The sequence below is a fragment of the Mucilaginibacter sp. genome, assembly GCF_041663085.1.
Classification (GTDB): domain Bacteria; phylum Bacteroidota; class Bacteroidia; order Sphingobacteriales; family Sphingobacteriaceae; genus Mucilaginibacter.
On the sequence record NZ_JBAZRC010000002.1, the window covers coordinates 98694 to 117376 of the forward strand.

Genomic DNA, 18683 nt, shown 5'->3' on the forward strand with positions numbered 1-18683 from the left:
TATTTTGGTATGATCAACACCGCTGGCCGGGAAACCCGGTTGTGAATTACTTCACTATGTTTAGTAGATTAATCTTTTTTGACATGGCGTTTACCCTATTTATTGGATATGGTTGATTTTAGGTTACAGCCCTAACAATTTCTTTTTCTTAGCATCGTAATCTTCCTGTGTGATGGCTCCGGCAGCAAGGAGCGCTTTGACCTTTTTATTTTGTCTGCTGCGCTAAGTGTTTGATTGGTTGTTTCGAGTTGGATTTGAACTCGTCGGACACGGCAATTTCGCCAAACTTGATGGCGTTTCTACGTCAATTCCGTATCTGGGGAAAGCTGACAGAAGGATGTAGTAAGCAAAACCGTTTTTTCCTTTTCCCCTTTTCTGGAGTTTTACGATTTTCATTAAAAACTGGACTTTGACCTGGGCAAGGCGTTGGCCTGGTTGGCAAGCCCCTGATAGCCGGTTAAAGAATAGTTGTTGAACAGGGGGGGCTGAATTGATCCCGATGTATTTGAAATCGCCGTCGGTCATCGTGCACTCACCGATCTTTAAGGATTGGTCTTTAACTATTGTAAAGCCGCTATTGGTATAGAGAGTGTCACCCTTGATCATGGGAAGGTCCAGGGCGAAGCAAATAACTGAGTGGCGATGCTAATGAATAGCAGTTCATTACCTGAGTGATGTTAGAATCTTATAACTGAAATTAAATTACCCAAATCGATGTTTCCGTCCGTTTTTGTGTAGAGTAACGATTGTCTGCATGGCTTCAGCAGGAAGTTGTTTTTTTTGAGTTGTCAAATAGCAATACAGGCTTGCATATTCGTTATAAATATTTGTTGCAAAGATGCCCGGATCGTCCGTACCCAAAACTATCAGAGGAACGTTTCCATCTTCTGCAGCCCATTTATTCCAGTTCCAAAGTTGATAGGTACTAAAATCTCGGTGGTGTCCTATCCGTATGTTGCTTGACGGCAATGTTTCAATGATGATATTTTTATCTTTCATTATTTTCAATACGGCGCGCTGTAATCTTTGCAAATTTTCAGCATCAAATAAACCTATATTTTCAACCGTAGTGATTGTATCATATGCCTCACGGTTCGATTGGTTATGATAATGTTCCAGAATAGTTACAACGTTATTATTTTGTCTAACCAATGCAAGGTCATTCCATTCCGTTTTATCAAATGTTATGAGGTTTATAGCATCCCTAATGGAACGCTCTTTCAAAAGAATCGGACAGTACCTTCTGGCTAGCCATGCATTTTGTAAATCTTCGGCTGGAAAAGCTATACCGAGTTTAGCGGATAAACGTTGAATATCGATGTCAAGTTGGGTTAAATAATCTGCGGGATCATCGATGTGGCTTCTTAATATAAGATACCTGCAAAATAAAAGATTATCCAACCACTCTCCTTGCCTGATAAGTAAAGTTGAACCAATTGCGTTTAACCAAACCATTGGAGAAAGACCTGTTGCGGTAGCATGTCCGATCCGGTCCCCTTCTCGTAAGTCGTTAAATTCAATCGCTTCAAATATAGAGCGGAGACCACTAACTAAATGATGAAAGTCCTCTCCTGCATGAAAAGTAAAATGCTTGAATTCTTGTCTGCGTAGCATTCGGAACGCAGGCGCGAATACTTCCGGAGACGCATCAAATTCACTCGCCGCAGCATCAATTCCAACAATTCTTCTCACGAGCTTTGAATCTTTTTTCTTCAGATAACCAAGCACCTTAGCTTTCAACCAAACTTCCTTTCGTAACTCTTTGTGCCTGACATATCTGTCAGAATTTAAGTCCTTACGTTTGATAAAATGGGCGACTAGTCGAACTTCTGGGATTACAGCCCCTAGCCTGCTACATTCCTTTTCAAACTTTTTCAGATCCGCAGTGAATGCTGTAAGGAATTCTATTGTCTTCCCTTCTGAATTCTTCGGCGAAAATCTCCCTTCCAAAAAATGCAGATTTCTCGATTTATTACCATGAAGTTGAAATAAACGATTTTCGAAACGTAATTCGCTCGTTTCTCGCAGACTGTTTAAAGTATGTTTCTGAAACTGTTCAAATCCAAACTGATGTTTTTGCTGGACAAGCAACCGGTTCGCAAGACCTAAAATCAATAGATAGAAATGGAATAACTTATCACGAAAAGCGTCCTGATTATTCGCCATATCTTCAAAGAGCATAACGTACAACAGTCCTTCCTCTGCGACCGGGTATTGACTTTCAATTAATGTTGATGGGTTAAGTATTTTACCTAAAGGATGTCGGTAACTACCACCCTCTATATTGACAGATCGAATCAGTCCTGTAATAAAATGTATTTGGTTCTTCCTATTAAGTTTTCTTTTTGAAATTAGATTAAAACATAATTCTGCTCTAATCTTTCTGGCGATATTTAAAAGTCTAAAAAACTTATTAGGCGTCAGAAAGTGAGACTCCTGCTCAAATTGCTCTCGAACCCCGGGGACATTATAAACCTTTAATAGTTCATCATGAATCTTTTTAGGCGCAGTAAGAAAGCCTTGCCAGACGATATCAGTTTCTGTAGTTCCGTTTAAATGTATATGAAGATCATCGAAACCATTTTCTTTCTTTAAGAAATCAGAAAAGGGTGTTATATCGGGTTCACACAAAGCCGTATGCCTAACATTGTCTAAAATATGATCAGAATAATACTTTTCTAAATCATCTTTTACTGAAAAATTTAAGGGATGTTTTTTTTGTAACAAAACCATTTGCAAGATCAATGGCGGCATATAGGTGATTAAATCCTGCCATTGATTTTGCTTATCAATCTTCACCTTGATTGTACCATTTGTCACTTCAAGATGCTCCTCGGCTAATCTCAATATACCTATTGAAAGAACATCTCTTATAGAATTAATGCTCTTAAAAGTTAATTCTTCCTGCAGGCGATAATGGTGGTCAGGTATGGATCGATCTTCATCTCTTTGTTTCAAAAACATCCTGCGTCTTAAATCATCTATAGAAAGATCACCAGACCGAAAATATGCCATTAATGATTCATCGTCGCAAAGCAGGTGCTTTAAGATATTTTCTGCGACCATGAATTAATATTAAGTTTTTTCAAATATTTTCTAAAGTCCCGCAGGTAAGCCGACGATAAATTATCCTCACCAAAAATATCTTTTGCATTAATTCTGATATTTTTATTTTTAGTGGCAGACGACATTGATGTATCGAATGTAAACCAATTGAACGGCAGTTTGCGTTTGCTTAACGCCCGATATTTACCCGCAAAATCTCTTCCCGTTGGCATCGGCTGTAAATTCTCATTTTTAACCGTATTACCCCAAGTAGAGACATTACATAATTGATCAAAAATGTTAATATGCGTTTTTGCACTATATAAACGCCCGTTGAATAGCGAAATAGATTCTAATAAATTTGGTTTTAAATAAGCGGTTAATAACGGACATGTAAATAACCATTGTGCAACAGGAAATTTTTGTGGGCCGATTCGATTTGCGGCATTTAAGTTGTCAACAAAAACCTGGTCACTAAAGTTGGTATTGTTAAGATTTAATTTGATGTTAATGCCAACTATTTCCCTCGATTCTTCTATGAGCACGGCGTTCATAAAAGTAACAATCTGATCATGAAACATTTGTCCTAAACTTGCATAATTTCCAAAATTCTGCGTGTTAGCTAAAGCGTAAAAAAAACGTGTAACAATTTTCCCGATCAAATATGGTGCAAATACCAAGTCGACATTTTCGAATTCTTCTTTCCATTTTATTACGCTCCAAGGCAAATCATCAAAAACCGAGTCATGTTCAAAAGTTCGAAAATCTAAGTTGACTGTGTTACCTACTTCCCCTTCAACAATTATTCTCTTAATGAAATCCGGCATTGTATAAGATCTTATTTGGGATAGCTCTGAAAGGGCGACTGGTATAAAAATGCTTTCCTTGAGCAATTCCCCAATTGTGCCTAAAAGCCCAAATATGGAATAGCTTAAAACAGTGGTATTTTTTGTAGAATATCTATTTATCGACAAAGGTATAAAAGCCAACGTTTGTTCATCCGCGGAGCTATCTCTAAAAACAAAATCGATACGGTCTTCAATTTCGTTTCTTTGCTGTTTTGCGTTGGTTGCCAGCCCCGGTAATATAATTGTACCGCCCCAAGGTTGCCTATTATCTCGATCCATATCTAAATAGCCCCTGAAGTAAGCAGTTATATCACCGACTACATCCCTTAAGACGCGGTCCTGTTGAAGTCCTGCATATTTTATCAAGCCTTCAATGGAAGGAGATGTATCAGACTGAATTGAATTTAAATTATCTTCTAAATATCCAAATGTACCGTGCAAGTTACGGACATAACCTATTTTGATAAAATAATCGAAAAACAACCCTCGAGATTTCCTGGAAGCATCAGCAAAAGAAAAAGCAAGCGCCGTTAAAGAACTATTGAGACTTGTGTCCGTGGTAGTTGGTTGCAACTGGTAGGCTTCGTTTAAAACCCTTTTACTTAACAACAATTTCAAAATAACGACACTCAGCAATTTAGGCGTACTAGAAACCAGCGTCGTATCTACTCTTAACTCATAGAGATCGTTCAAGAAAGGGTCTAATATATTAACCGGATACGGATTGACAACTGAGTCAAAAGCTTGATAGAGACGCATAAACTGTATCTGTGTTCTAAGCGGCAGACCCAGAATAAAGGTGATGTAAGTATCAGCTTGGAACGCATTATTTACGCCATAGCGTTTTAAAATGTCAGTATAATATTGCTCAAGAGTAATAGATTGTTTAGAAAGAGTTTTATTAGGTATTAATCGAAAATATCCTTCTCCCTCCTGCTTAAGCTTTTCGGCCAAACTCATTAGGTGAATTCGTCGTTCCGATTTCATAACCTTCTGCATATATTGCCCCTCCATCACTGTTACAATATCATTAAAATCAGCAATCTTATCTAAAGCCTCCCCCTCATTTTTTAACAAAGCCTTACCAAAGTTTTTCCATTGCTGTTTTCTGATTTCTAAGGAGAACAGTTTAAGATCACCGCTAATTATCGTAATGATCTTGGGAGTTGTAAAATATTTGCGAATCGTTTCTAATACGCGCCAGCCTTTGAGAAAATCTATATCAATGTCATCGAATACTATGATAAACGCATTGCGTTCTAAGATCGTTAATGCTTCCGTAATTAGCAGATGAAAGTTCTTTTCCAAATTTATGGCAGCCATTACAGATCTTTTCCCACTATCCATAATGTATTCGGCATCTTGCCATGATTGTTCTGTCATTGTACCACCAAGTCCGTCCAACATTGGAAGCCCGTCCGCAAGTTTTCTCATTAATGCGTCCCATCCCTCTTTTTCGTTATCGCTATCAAAAGTAAATCCATTATTTTTTTTGAACAATTTCTCTTCAACCTTTTGATCAATGCGTGATATGATATCCAAAAATACGTGCCCTTTTTCCTCAATCAGTGTTGGATCTATCATCGGCAGAACTTCAGCTTTAATACTAGTTTGATATTTTGACATCAAACTTTCAAGAAAAGACGTCTTACCGCTTCCCCGGGAGCCCAGAACGGATATGGTCTCATGCATACGTACTGCTGCATTATTATCGGTGTCAGCTAAGATTAGTTGCTCATCTATGTAATTAGAAATCTTTTTAAATTCATATTGATGAACCAAATTATCTTCTGAAAAAGATCGAGGGTTTGAACTATTTTGTAAATCGAATGTAATATGGGCCATGTGGGTATTTTATGTATGATATTTTCGTATTACAATATTATTTTGTCGGATTAAGTGACCAACGATTAGACATCATTGTGTGTCTGGTATTTATCCTTTTGACATTGTGTTTTAGCGAAGTAAGGATTTGACAATAAATCCTTGAATTTCCATCCACATTCAAAATATTGGTAGGGAGATTCTGATGACGGCTTTGTAATACTACCAACCACTTCTATGACAAATGATAACTAGGCGTTTTCATTAATACGCATATCTTACTCAAGAACGGGAAATCCTCTACGACTCCATAGCCATAACGGGGTGTGAATGTCTATTGGTGCAATATTTGACTCTTCTAATATTTCTCTCCAAGCATTAGAAACTGCAATCCTGTTTTGGGAGAATTCATCAAAACTACCTGAAATCAACCCCAATTTAATAGAACCTTGAATAATGTGTGTATCTGGTGCCACGGTAATTTCTGACCTGTTTGATAGCTTTATGGGCGTGTAGCACTCAATAACATATAACCAGTAATTAAAAATTTTATGGCCGCTTAAATACGGAAAGTTTTTTTTATAATTTGACTGGAGATCCACTCTTATTTTGATCACATCATTGTTATTTCTCAGGAAGATATTTCTAACATCACCTTCAAAAAAATCAAAAACGGCATCGCTTATTGTTTTCCAAGTATTAATGTGTTTGTTTGGCTGCAAAGCCAATTTATGTTTTAATAATTTATAACGTAATTCATCTTGGTTCATCCCTTTCACAAGTACCGGATTAAAAACATCATGTGTTTCGATGTCCAGAAAGGTTTCAGCCGCAGACTCCCAGAGTTTGTAAGAGTTGCGTTGATAATTTAACGCCATCGGCAGTGTAAGAAAATGAAAGTTTTCTGCTGATTCCTGTTTAATTATTTGCGGTCTGGCGTCTTCAGGCATAATCTCTCCACCCAACTTTCCAGTTTTATGCATATTGATAAGTAATAATATGTTTTTGAGAATATTCTCTTTAGGGTATGATTCGGTATATAATTTAAGACTTAGTTGGTTTTCTTTCATTATAAATATGTATTTCTTAACTTCAAATAACGTGATTCGCACTCAGGAGTATTGCAGCCGTGATCAATGCAAGCCTTATGATAAACGACCCGAAACAATTCAGCCCAGTATTCGGGTAATTTTTTTAAGCTATCAATATCGAATGCAGACTCGCCATTAAATGATTCCCTCATTTGTCTTTCTATTTGTATTAGATCATTTATCACTTCAAAAGTTGTGCTATCCATTGAAGGCATACTTTTGTTATAAAATCCCTCTTTCACAATTCTTTTGACAAGCTCTTCTTCCTCCTTGTAATAATGAAAAGAATTACAATAATAATGAAATCTGCCGATTGGTATATTTAACTGCTGACTAAAGAACTCGTGAAGCATTGTAAACAAAAAAATATCGTAAGGAAAAACCATCGCCGCTGATTGTGATCTCATATGCAGAAAGAATTCCAGTTTTCCTCCTCTGATCATCAATTGTATGCTAGATGCACAGGGGGTATCGTTAGGTAGATCCTTTAAATCTGATGGGATGAATATCGGCAAAAGCGCTCGTCTGGAATTAATATCCATATTTAAAAGTTGTTTGGCATCATTCCACAAATTGAGGTGCCCAAATATCCTGTTACCAAATGCCGCCTCGTAATAAGTTCCATCGCTAGAATACGCCGACCCAAACCGATTATAAAAACTGATAGTAGCTACATCTTTTCGCCCCGATATCAACCATATAAAATTTGCAATGCCAAATCCTAAACTCAATTTCCGATTACGTGAGAAAATTAATCGGTTCAAAGGATTATTTAAAATAAATGAATATCCAAGGATCTCTATGAAGTCCCTATCTTTCGATCCAAAATAGCTTCCAACAGAATTTTTATCCTTAACTGATTTGACAAGTTTACCATGATTTAACACCTCTTTTAAGGATGTCGTATATGCCGTTTGAACAGTATTGAATGATCTCATTAGATTTTCTTTTTCATTTTGATCCCCAAAACAATAGGTAATTCATATATCGTTTTGCCAGCATTCCTTGCTGAATCAAATATTGCTTTTGAAATATTCTGCTCGTAACATTTTTCGAGACGCAGTTCTGATACCTCTTCGATTTTTAAATCCGAAAATGCAGCAATACTTAGATGGATACTTAACGCATTACAAAAGGAGAATACATTTACCTTTTCGCCGGATAAAAGAGTAAATGTCGTTTGATTTTTGTTCTCCCTATCATTTAAATTATTTGCCCAGTCTGAAGATGGAACTGTAAATATAAACTCTCCCCCAGGCTTTAAAATCCTTTCGACTTCTATGAATACTTCTGCATTTAAAAGCGGATCAATTAACGAACCGACAACCAAATCAAAGTAAGATGCGCTGGTGGGTATATTCCTCGCATTGGATATAAATACTTTTTTGTCGCTACAAGCATTCATTTCGGGGGCTATTTCCGCGAAAAATATATTATCAGGCAATATTCCTATTGAATTAAAAAGCCACCCATTACCAGGACCAAGTTCCAAGACATTTTTTTCTTTACCAAATTTTGCTATTTTTTCCAAATGTCGATGCCAGAAGTTTAGAGAGGCGTCGTGAAAGTTTTTCGTTGTTATTCTTAACTCATCGTGAAACTCTGAAGCGATTTTTGAATAGCCAATCCTATTAATACAATCAATTTCTGAAGGATGGGGGTAGGTGGATAAATGAATCTTATAAGCCAAAACTCTCTTAATAAGATAGATAGCCGCATCACAAGGACTTAAATTGTTAATATTTATAGCTATGTCGTAGTCGCTGAATCCCTCAAAATCAAAATCGTCTTTATTTCTTCCGCTTCTTAATAGGAACGGACTACTTTCTTGCGTAAGATGTCTATTCTGGATTAATATCCTAATTGAATTTATCCCAATGGTAGAGAATTTATGAAAATTTTCTGGATGAATTTCCTTTATTGGAATCATTCCTTTCTCTATTATTTCCACTATCCCGTTTTTTGAAATTCCGTAATAATTATTGTGAACATAATCAAGATTTAGTAGTTCTCCTATGTTGTACATCGATATTAAGGAACCTGCATCAATAAAAATATACCTATCATAATCATTCCTTTTTGCCCTGGAAGTAAAGCTTATAGGCTGTGCAAAAAAATCCGGATAGGCCGAAATCAATTCGTCAATAAGAGTGGTTTTTCCAACACCGCTCATTCCTCCCAGCATGACAAAGGGAATAGGATCTTTAATGTAATATAAAATAGATGTCTCCATTATTTTTGGCAATACAATAGTTACATGTGGCACAATTTGGACTTTTCCCCGACTGTTCGGGGCAAATTATTCCTTTGTTATGCAGTATTTCATTTTCTGTATATACAACTGATGTTCTCCACCCATCGGGGGAGATTGGCATTGTGTTATCCCAACTGGCAAATAGTTGCAAATTAGGAGCGCTTTTTAACTCCGTCAAATCTGCCATTAGTTCCGGGATTACCCATGACCTTGTATATGCCCAGTACTTCACATGAGGTGTTTGGTTAATTATTCGCAGCCAAAATTTTATATAATTACTTGAAAAGAAATCTCCTGAGGAGTGTATTCTTACTGCTATGGGCATAAGATTTACCTTAAGGATATTTACTAACTTTCTTTCTAACTCCTCTTCGTCGCTCAAAAAATGCTGTAGATTCTTATTCCAAATGTCAATCGGGAATTTTTCAACTCTTGAATCTGCATTGTAGCAATGTCTCAGGCACCATTTTGATGAACCAGGACAAGTAACTACAACTGGTAAATTCCATACAAACACTTTATTATACAAGTGGCTACTTTTGCCTATTTTAGAGTTCCCTATTTCGAGTAAAGGGGCATTTTCATTAGAATTACCGAGATCAGCTGGCTTTATGCTCTTTAGGTATTCCTGCCTCCAGTCAAGCAGTTCTTGAGAAGGAGACATCCGCTTGGTCATATTTTGATTTCTTTTCATTACATGAAAAAATAGTTAAATATATTTACTTGACACCAAGTCTCAAGCTGCCTGAATTCCCTCTTAGCCAAGGAATTAAGGTTAAATAAAGATAAAGGCGTAATACTTTTGAGTAGAGTTGACTTCATGTGGGTGTGATTTAGGTTTGGTTAAATATAACATAATTAAACACTCCGGGAGCAGGCTTAATTCTTCCTCTTTTCCAGCCTTGTTATGGCCTCCAGTAACGCGTCTGCGTATGGGTAGATCTCATCGAGGGTTTGGATCTCGTGTTTGATCTCTTTTTTGTTTTCGTCCGGGATGGCCAGGTATTGTTTGGTGGCGCCGAGGTAGAGGCGGCAAATGGTCTTGCGGTTGTTGTCGTCCAGGAGAATGGCGAAGTAGGACTGGGCGTCACGGTAGGTGATGCGTTTGGCGTCGATGTGTTGGCGGAGCAGGGATTTGACGATGTAGAAGCCTTCGAGTTCTTGCTCGGTGGTGACGATGAGGGAATTGGTTTCTGTGCTTGCTGTTGCTGTTAAGGTTTCTTCGGTTTTGGCTTCGGCTGCTTCGAGTTGTTTTTCCTGGTTGAGGGCGGATTTGAGCCTTTCGTTGATGGCGTCGCTGATCAATAGGTTGAAGGAGCGTTTAATGATGGGCCCGAATTGTTCTTTGATTCTAGCGGTCATGACGCCGGAGTAGACTTGTTTAGTGAAGAAGGACACGAAGGTTTCTGATGGCGCGAGGAGTTCTTTGAGCAGCAGGTTTTTGAGCTCGTTGAGGTACTTTAACTCGCTCGCAGTATTGGTGATGCTTTCGACGTCAAAATAGGACTTATGGAACTTTTTGAGTTCGGTGATCTCGGTTTCTTTGATCTCGGTGATGTTGAATTCGAAAAAGGGCGTGCTGTCCATCTTGTTCCTCTCTTCCAGGTCGGTATAGAAGCGGTAGTTCAGGCCGTTGGTGAGCAGGCCGAATTTGGCTTTGGTGGTATGGAAATAGCGGAACAGTTGGGAATTGTGCGGGTCGAGTTTTTCGAGGTGGTGCTTGCATTCGATGAGGATGGTGGGCTCGCCTTCTTTCATGATGGCATAGTCGACCTTCTCCCCTTTCTTGATGCCGATATCGGCGATGAATTCCGGGTTGACCTCGAAAGGGTTAAATACGTCGTAGCCCAGTACCTGGATAAATGGCATGATGAGCGCGTTCTTGGTGGCTTCCTCGGTTTTGAGCTGCGGCAGCAGTTTTTCTACGCGTGCGGCTAATTGTAATATCTGATCTTTAAAGTCCATGGTTGCTAACTAAAGGCAGATCAAATTTAGGTGATGTAAACTGGCGTAGTTTACGGTTTCCCGTAAGCATCAAAGGGCGAGCAACGGACTGAATATCCTTGTGTCGTTGGTTCGATCCCAGCTGATACCACCACACTGGACAGGTCAGATAATTCTGAATCTGTCCAGTTTTTTTACTGCCAACTTTTTGTTAATCAGCAAGATAGCACCAACAGTTTCGTTAATCCGATTAGTTCGATGTTCTAATCAACAGTATCTGTTTCGGCGGTATCCGGCGAGGCGTAAAATATTTTTACAGGGTTTGGCTTCTGAGTTCCTCAAGCAATGCGGTTCTTCTGCCAATAATACCTAGGGTGAGTTTCTCTGTGACAGTTGTAAGGTAAGCGCTTTACTGATACCGAAAGAAGCGCCATCGATGATCATTTTTGTTGCTGGAACCCATTTGTCTGTTAAAGTTTATCAGAATATTAGAGTGAATCTTAGGTATATTACATGTTACAGGATAGTGTTGAATCGAGTAAACAAGTTCCACACCATCTTTCTGCGCGTAAGCATTCACGTTTGCCATAAACTAAGTTAAATCTTTTAAAGCCGTTAAGACCTCTGATGGTTCAACGCGATTTTTATAGTCGCCCCCCTCACTTTTAGCAAATGCGATTTGATGATCTTTGGTGATAATAAAAACAGCGGGAACAGGAACCTCGCCACTTTCCGACTGATTAATTTCGTCTAAATCAATGCCGATGTCTTTGAGACGCTCAGCTGATTTTTCATTGTATTTTAAAATCTGGGTAAACTTTTCAGCAACTTTATTGCCTGCATCACTTAATACCTGAAATTTCAGGTCGGCCTGCTCTTCTTCCGTTAATATCCGATCAGGTACTTCCGGAGAAATGGCTATTATTTGGGCACCATAATCATTAAACTGAGCAATAGCATTCTGATATTGCCTGAGCTGTAAATTGCAGAAAGGGCACCAGCCACCTCTGTAAAAAATGAGAATTACATTATGTCGAAGGAGTACCTGATCAAGGCTTATCATTTCGCCATACACATTAGGTAATTCGAAATTTGGTGCTATGTCACCTTTTACCAGCCTCAGATCTGAACTGTATTGGTTACCGAAACGATAACTATCCAATAGTATCGGAAATAACTTAAAGAGATTATAGGTTAAAACTTTCCCGTTTTTTCTCGGAATAAGTTTAAATATATTTTTTAACATCATTTCTGCGTGTGTTGTAAGATTAAACCTGCGCTAAGCCACCGTCTACAGACAGTTCGATCCCCGTTATAAAACTGGAAGCTTCTGATGCGAGAAACAATGCGGCGGATGCAATTTCTTCCGGCTGACCTTTTCTGCCCATGGGTACCATGGAAATAAGAAAGTCCTGTACTTCCTGTGGCCCCGAATTGAAAAATTCTGAATCAATCGGGCCGGGATTAATAACATTCACCCTGATTTTCTTAGATTTAAGTTCACTTGTCCAGCTTCTTGCGAATGAACGTAACGTAGCTTTACTGGCACCGTATAAGCTTATACCCGCAAAACCCTTCACCGCAGCAATGGAGCCCGTCATTATAATAGAGCCGCCATCATTGAATAGTGGCAATGCTTTTTGCACCGCGAATACTACGCCTTTAACATTCAGGTTAAATAGTTTATCATAATGTTCTTCCGTGATCATTCCCAATGGCCCAAAATCCCCTGCTGCGGCATTGGTAAAGAGAATATCGATATGTCCTTTTTCCGCTTTAACGATCGAAAATAACCGGTCAAGGTCGGCAAGATTGCCAGCGTCCCCCTGGATTCCCCTTACATTTGTTCCAATAGCCTTAACGGCCTCATCCAATTGTTCCTGCCTGCGCCCGGTGATATAAACAAAAGCACCTTCCGCTACAAAGAGTTTCGCTGTTGCCAATGCCATTCCTGATGTAGCACCAGTAATGATAGCTACCTTATTTTCTAAACTTTTCATCTGCTTTATTTTAAAAAGCAAATTTCGCTTTACCGCCTTTGGTTTTATAGAAGGAAAAGGACTTTGAATGGTAATTTTAGGACAAGCGGTAAGCTTGTGGCGTCTGTCCCGTCTCTTTTTTGAACAACTTGGTAAAATTAGAATGATCAGGATATCCTAAAGCGTCGGCTACTTCAGCTATATTCAGGTCCGTAAAATTCAAAAGCCGCCTTGCTTCCAGAACTAACCGGCCACGGATCATTTCCACCGCTGTCTTGGATGTTGTTTCTTTCAGCAAACGGTTAAGATGCCTTTCACTGATATGCAACAGATCAGCATAGAATCCCAGCGTCCTGTTCTCCTTGTAATGAAGTTCCAAAAAATGTTTAAACCGTTTATAAACTTCCATATTCCGGTTGGATGTGATGTTGACAATTGCACTATCAATAGCTTGCTGGATGGATATCAAAAGGGCAGAGAATAATGATTTAACAATCGCCCAATTGATGGATGTGCTTTTGAGTTCCATGAAAAGGACTTTGACGATACACAAATACTTTTCAAATTCAGGTGCCGGAAGATGGATATGGGGATTTGAAAAAATGTTATCGAGGAATGTCAGCTCTGATATTTCGTTTCGTTCTTTGAGCTGGTTCATAAATTTAGTGGTAAATAAAATGGCTCCGCCTTCGATCTTTTCAGGCGCATCTTCAAAATCATTTTCGTGAACCTGCCCGGGACAGGCAACAAAAACGTCTCCCTCTCCCAACTGGTAAACTTCGTCATCCAGTTTTTGAAGCATTTGTCCTTTCTCCATATAAAAGATAGCATAGAAGTCGTGCCTGTGAAATTGATGCACACCTGCATTCCGCTCATCAGCGATAAGATCGAATATTTCGTCACTCCTGAGTATCGCAAAATCAATACTTTCATAAGGGGTGCCAAATAACTGGCCCAATGGATATTTTTTGATGCTTTTCAATTGCGAATTTCCTGATGAATGTTTATGATCGACCTGTTTTTTGCAATTGGTCGTTTTATCCGGTGATTTTTTCCCTGAAATGGCCTGGTGTAACCGCTGTGCAATTTTTAAAAGAACGAATAAAGTAAGAAGTGTCCTCGAAGCCCAGGCAATAGCCAATTTCAGATATATTCCAGTTGGTATAGGTTAATAAAGCCCGCGCCTCCAGTATAAGCCTTTCCGTGATCAATCGAGAAGTTGTCTTACCTGTTGTTAGTTTGATTGCCCTGTTCAGGTGATTGATATGAATGGATAATTGATTGGAGAAATCCTGAGCGGTGCGTATTTTTATGGATTGCTGCGGATTGTCTATCGGGAATTGCAATTCTAACAATTCAGTAAACAGATTATAAATCCGGGTATTGGCGTTTGAATCTTTGTTAACAGAAACATCAGCAGGGCGAAGTTTCATGGCTTTGTGTATCAATTGAAACAGGTACGTACGGATCAGATCATATTTGAATTTATAATCTGAGCGTATTTCGCTTTGCATATCAAGATAAAGCTTTCTGAAAACGCCGGCATCTTGCGGTTCAACGGTAAAGCAAGGATTAGCACCGGGCTGATAAACGGGATAATCTTTTGTGTGACGAAAAAAATCAAAAAAGTCTTCTTTGAAAATACATAAATACCCCGTTACCTGTTGTTGTACAAACTCAAATTTGTAAGGTATATAGGGATGGACAAATATTAAAGCGGTTCCGTTAATTTCGACAGATTTATCAGCATAGTGAAAAATAAAATGCCCGCTGAGCATCTTGATTTTGTAAAAATCCTTTCTTCTGTAATTGGTATGATTATGCCTGGGGGAAATCTGCTCTGAAATATCAAATACATTGAAATGTCCCAACTCATTTTTCAAGCCGTAAGGAATGAGCGTTGGCCTGTTTTTATAAAACTCTTCAATTGTTTCCCTTTCTTCTCCAATTTCATTTGCTTGCTTTTTACTATTCATATAGTCAAATTAAACTTTAGCGATTGTTAAGTAACGAATACTGATAGCTTCACTCAAAGGTATGAAATAAGCAAATCGGGTAGGGTGATTTTTAATTAAGATTTCGCTTTGGTATTTTATTTCTGCTATTATTTGTTTGATTTATCCTACTGTCGTCTTTCAAAGCCCGGTAGATTTGTATAATAAAATCCGATCACATGAAATACAGAAACTTGGGGAAGACAAATGAGCAACTATCAGCCATCGGTTTAGGCTGTATGGGCATGTCTCAATTTTATAGCGGCAGGAATGACGCGGAAAGCATGCTCACCCTGCACAAGGCATTAGATTTGGGCATCAATTTATGGGATACTGCCGATTACTATGGAAATGGCACAAACGAGGAGCTCATTTCGAATGTCCTGAAAGAAAACAGGAGCAAAATATTTTTGGCAACAAAATTTGCCGCACGTAACAGCATACTAAACGACCCGACCTCTCCACCCGTTATTGATAATTCACCCGAATGGATTCGCGAAGCAGTAGATATGAGTTTAAAAAGGTTGAAGATGGACTACATCGACCTTTATTACCTGCACCGCTATAATCCTGCCTGGCCGCTAGAGCAAACGATTGGTATCATGGCTGAATTGGTACAACAAGGCAAAGTGAAATATCTAGGCGTTTGTAATTTAACAGCAACAGAATTGCAAAGGGCAAATGCAGTTCATCCCATCGCTGCAATTCAAAGCGAATATTCCCTGTTATTTCGCGAAGCTGAAAAGGAAGTGCTATGTATGGCAAAAGATTTAGGGATTACTTTTGTGCCCTATGCCCCATTGGTACGGGGCATATTCTCCGAGAATTTCGAACTTGATCATTTGGAAGCCGGCGACTTCAGGCGGAATAACCCCCGGTTTCAGGAACCTCATTATACTAACAACCGTAAGCTGGCCAAAGTTATCCATCAGCTTGCCCGGAAAAAAAACATCAGCGCTACACAGCTTGCCCTTGCCTGGATGCTCAATAAACACACGGATATGATTCCCATCCCGGGAACAAAAAAAGTAAAATACTTAGAAGAAAATGCCAGTGCTGTGGATATTGTATTAAGTGCGGATGAAATAGAAGCGATCGAGGATGTGGCGGCTGAATTTCCTGATACGGGTGAGCAATATTAATAAAGCCATAACAAAGTTGAAAATATGAGCTACAGATCAATAGTTAATAGCAGCTTTCTTGTCTGCCTGATCCTCGCTTCATGTGCTTCAAATAGAGGTTTGAAAAGGCACATTAATGCCCTCAATGCCATAGGTATGGAATTCGTACTTATCCCAGCCGGAACGTTTACAATGGGCGCGAACAATAAAAGGGAAGAAGCCTATTACTTTGAAACACCCCGGCATCAAGTAACCATAAGCCGATCTTTTTATATGGGTCGTTACGAGGTCACCCAGGCGCAATGGGAAAGTGTTATGGGAAACAATCCAAGCAGCTTTAAAAATCCAAATAACCCTGTTGAAAATGTCACGATGGAAGATGTCCGATCATTTATTCAGCGTTTGAACGAGAAGGAGGCAACAAAAAAATATAGACTGCCCACCGAAGCCGAATGGGAATATGCCGCAAGGGCGGGCAGCAATTCTGCCTATTTCTTTGGTGATCATGATGACGAACTTGAGCAATATGCCTGGTATGAAAAGAACGCCGATGGACACCCTCATCCTGTAGGACTAAAAAAGCCGAATTCCTGGGGTCTATATGATATGCTCGGGAATATTAACGAGTATGTGCAGGACAAGTTTAGTGAAAACTACTATGCCAGGTCACCATCAGCCGACCCTACAGGGCCTGATTCCGGAAGCGTATTGAAACGTGGGGGGAGCTGGTTCGGCCCTTCCAAACATAACCGCTTAGCTTTTCGGGACGGGATAGGTCCGGCAAAAAGTGACAAACGGGGCTTCCGCTTAGTACTCATGATTAAACAATGAATTATCAATAAACAATAAGAATATCAAACTTCATGAAATACAGACCACTTGCCAATACCTGCGAAGAATTATCAGCCATAGGACTGGGATGCATGGGCATGTCAGACTTTTATAGCGGAAGGAACGACACCGATAGTGTTGCAACCTTACACCGTGCGCTGGATTTAGGTATCAATTTTTGGGATACTGCTGATTATTATGGACGGGGTGCTAATGAAGAACTGATAGCGAACGTATTAAAAGACAATCGGAGTAAAATTTTCCTGGCTACGAAATTTGCCGCCAGGGATAGTATTGCCGGTGATGTAACCTCACCACCGACCATGGATAATTCACCTGAATGGATAAAAAAAGCCATCGACCTGAGTTTACAACGATTGAAAACGGATCATATAGACCTGTATTATCTCCATGTTTATAACCCGCAATGGCCGATAGCGGAAACTATTGGTGTGATGTCCGAATTAGTTAAAGCGGGTAAAGTGAAATATTTAGGGGTTTCTAATCTTTCTGCGGAGGATCTGCGTATAGCCAATGGTGTTCACCCTATTGCCGCCATTCAAAATGAATATTCCTTGTTGTACAGGGACGATGAACAACTTGTTTTGCCCACGGCAAAAGAGCTCGGCATATCTTACGTGGCTTATTCTCCAATGTCACGGGGGATTTTATCTGAAAAGTTCGATATCCATACTACAGAAGAAAGTGACTGGAGAAGGTTTAATTCAAGATTTAAAGACGAGCATTACGAGAATAACCGTCAATTAGCAAAAGCCCTAAGCGAAATTGCAAAAGAAAAAAACATAACTGCAAGCCAGCTTTCATTGGCATGGCTGCTTAACAGGCATCAGGATATGATCCCGATTCCGGGGACGAAAAAGGTGAAATACCTGGAAGAGAATGCTATGGCTACAGACATCATTTTAAGCAGCGAGGAATTAATGGAAATTGAAGCGATAGTCGCAAAGTTTCCGAACGTTGGTTCAAAATTCTAAATTATCTCAGATCATCGGTATGACCTCGGCTCCAGACGGAGTCGAGGTCATACTAATTAAAAACTCTCTAAAAAGCTTCCAGTACGCTCGCATCACCCTGTGTGTTCACCACTGGGGCAGTATTAGTAATACCTGTAGCCGGATCGTAACTATAAATCCCTGATCCGGGGTCAAGGTCGCTGTGCTATTGATGATCCTGCCCTCAGGCATACTGTGAAGTAGCTCAGGGCATTGTTCTCGCCTGTAAAGCCATCTATATAATCGGTTGTTTTCACCAACGCGTTATTATCTTACTGTTGTTTCCTGATCGGTACGGCCGAGGCATCGTACGTATAATTGATGTACCTGCCGGTGCCCGTGGTGATGGTTATCTTGCTCACCCGGTTCAATACGTTGTAGGCGCTGTTGGTGCCTTTGTAAGCATCATTTAACAGGTTACCATTGGTATCGTAGGACTGCTTGCCAAAGCCACCGTATGGGCGGCATCAAACGAACAATGTGCCAATCATGCCTTCAATCCATGTAAAAATAGGTTCGATTTTAGTCCGACTCGGGCTGCCTCCTAGCCTGTAAGCAAATTATTGATACTATAAATTGGGCTGTAGACTAAATACTATCTTAAAATTATAATTTCTTTGACAAGCTTTGGCAATAGTTTTTCAACGCGCGCGGCTAATTGTAATATCTGATCTTTAAAGTCCATTGGATTTGCTAATAAGGCAGATCAAATTTAGGAGATATGAACTGGCATACTTTA

Annotated in this window: 14 protein-coding genes and 1 pseudogene; 3 read left to right on the top strand and 12 right to left on the bottom strand. The window is 39.4% G+C overall.

What is annotated here, in order from left to right; genetic code table 11:
• Positions 1-123: 123 nt before the first annotated feature.
• From WC615_RS01520 to WC615_RS01575, 12 genes and pseudogenes are all read right to left on the bottom strand, one after another.
• Positions 124-195, bottom strand: a pseudogene (locus WC615_RS01520) (SHOCT domain-containing protein); the annotation flags it as partial.
• A 507-nt stretch (positions 196-702) separates the two neighbouring features.
• Entirely contained in the window at positions 703-3066 is a 2364-nt protein-coding gene (locus tag WC615_RS01525; RefSeq protein WP_372976383.1) for a hypothetical protein, read from the bottom strand.
• Complete coding sequence (locus WC615_RS01530; RefSeq protein ID WP_372976384.1) at positions 3045-5738, bottom strand: hypothetical protein; 2694 nt, start codon at positions 5736-5738, stop codon at positions 3045-3047. Before WC615_RS01530 ends, WC615_RS01525 begins: the two co-directional genes overlap by 22 nt.
• A gap of 257 nt (positions 5739-5995) precedes the next feature.
• The gene (locus WC615_RS01535; protein ID WP_372976385.1) at positions 5996-6787 is read right to left on the bottom strand and encodes a hypothetical protein; all 792 of its coding nucleotides are present in this window, start codon (positions 6785-6787) and stop codon (positions 5996-5998) included.
• Complete coding sequence (locus tag WC615_RS01540) at positions 6787-7746, bottom strand: thymidylate synthase (RefSeq protein WP_372976386.1); 960 nt, start codon at positions 7744-7746, stop codon at positions 6787-6789. The genes WC615_RS01535 and WC615_RS01540 overlap by 1 nt, the downstream gene beginning before the upstream one ends.
• Positions 7746-9041 carry a methyltransferase domain-containing protein gene (locus tag WC615_RS01545; RefSeq protein WP_372976387.1) on the bottom strand — a complete coding sequence of 432 codons (1296 nt, stop codon included), beginning with the start codon at positions 9039-9041 and terminating at the stop codon, positions 7746-7748. The genes WC615_RS01540 and WC615_RS01545 overlap by 1 nt, the downstream gene beginning before the upstream one ends.
• A complete protein-coding gene (locus tag WC615_RS01550) occupies positions 9013-9756 on the bottom strand; it encodes a hypothetical protein (protein WP_372976388.1) in 744 nt (247 codons plus the stop codon). The genes WC615_RS01545 and WC615_RS01550 overlap by 29 nt, the downstream gene beginning before the upstream one ends.
• Before the next feature lie 185 nt (positions 9757-9941).
• Positions 9942-11027: a type I restriction endonuclease gene (locus WC615_RS01555; RefSeq protein WP_372976389.1), complete on the bottom strand. Its 1086-nt coding sequence runs from the start codon at positions 11025-11027 to the stop codon at positions 9942-9944.
• Positions 11028-11598: 571 nt separating this feature from the next.
• Positions 11599-12255 carry a peroxiredoxin-like family protein gene (locus WC615_RS01560; protein ID WP_372976390.1) on the bottom strand — a complete coding sequence of 219 codons (657 nt, stop codon included), beginning with the start codon at positions 12253-12255 and terminating at the stop codon, positions 11599-11601.
• A 19-nt stretch (positions 12256-12274) separates the two neighbouring features.
• Positions 12275-13006: an SDR family NAD(P)-dependent oxidoreductase gene (locus WC615_RS01565; protein WP_372976391.1), complete on the bottom strand. Its 732-nt coding sequence runs from the start codon at positions 13004-13006 to the stop codon at positions 12275-12277.
• Between the two features lie 76 nt (positions 13007-13082).
• On the bottom strand, positions 13083-14126 hold the full coding sequence (locus WC615_RS01570) for an AraC family transcriptional regulator (RefSeq protein ID WP_372976392.1): 1044 nt from the start codon (positions 14124-14126) through the stop codon (positions 13083-13085).
• Positions 14023-14961: a helix-turn-helix domain-containing protein gene (locus WC615_RS01575; RefSeq protein ID WP_372976393.1), complete on the bottom strand. Its 939-nt coding sequence runs from the start codon at positions 14959-14961 to the stop codon at positions 14023-14025. The genes WC615_RS01570 and WC615_RS01575 overlap by 104 nt, the downstream gene beginning before the upstream one ends.
• A 197-nt stretch (positions 14962-15158) precedes the next feature.
• Between WC615_RS01575 and WC615_RS01580 the strand changes: the two genes are divergently transcribed.
• From WC615_RS01580 to WC615_RS01590, 3 genes are read left to right on the top strand one after another with little or no spacing between them, the layout of a single operon-like run.
• Positions 15159-16121 carry an aldo/keto reductase gene (locus WC615_RS01580; RefSeq protein ID WP_372976394.1) on the top strand — a complete coding sequence of 321 codons (963 nt, stop codon included), beginning with the start codon at positions 15159-15161 and terminating at the stop codon, positions 16119-16121.
• A gap of 24 nt (positions 16122-16145) precedes the next feature.
• A complete protein-coding gene (locus WC615_RS01585; protein ID WP_372976395.1) occupies positions 16146-16931 on the top strand; it encodes a formylglycine-generating enzyme family protein in 786 nt (261 codons plus the stop codon).
• A 32-nt stretch (positions 16932-16963) separates the two neighbouring features.
• Positions 16964-17926, top strand: coding sequence for an aldo/keto reductase (locus WC615_RS01590; RefSeq protein ID WP_372976396.1), 963 nt, complete (start codon positions 16964-16966; stop codon positions 17924-17926).
• The last annotated feature ends 757 nt before the right edge of the window (positions 17927-18683 follow it).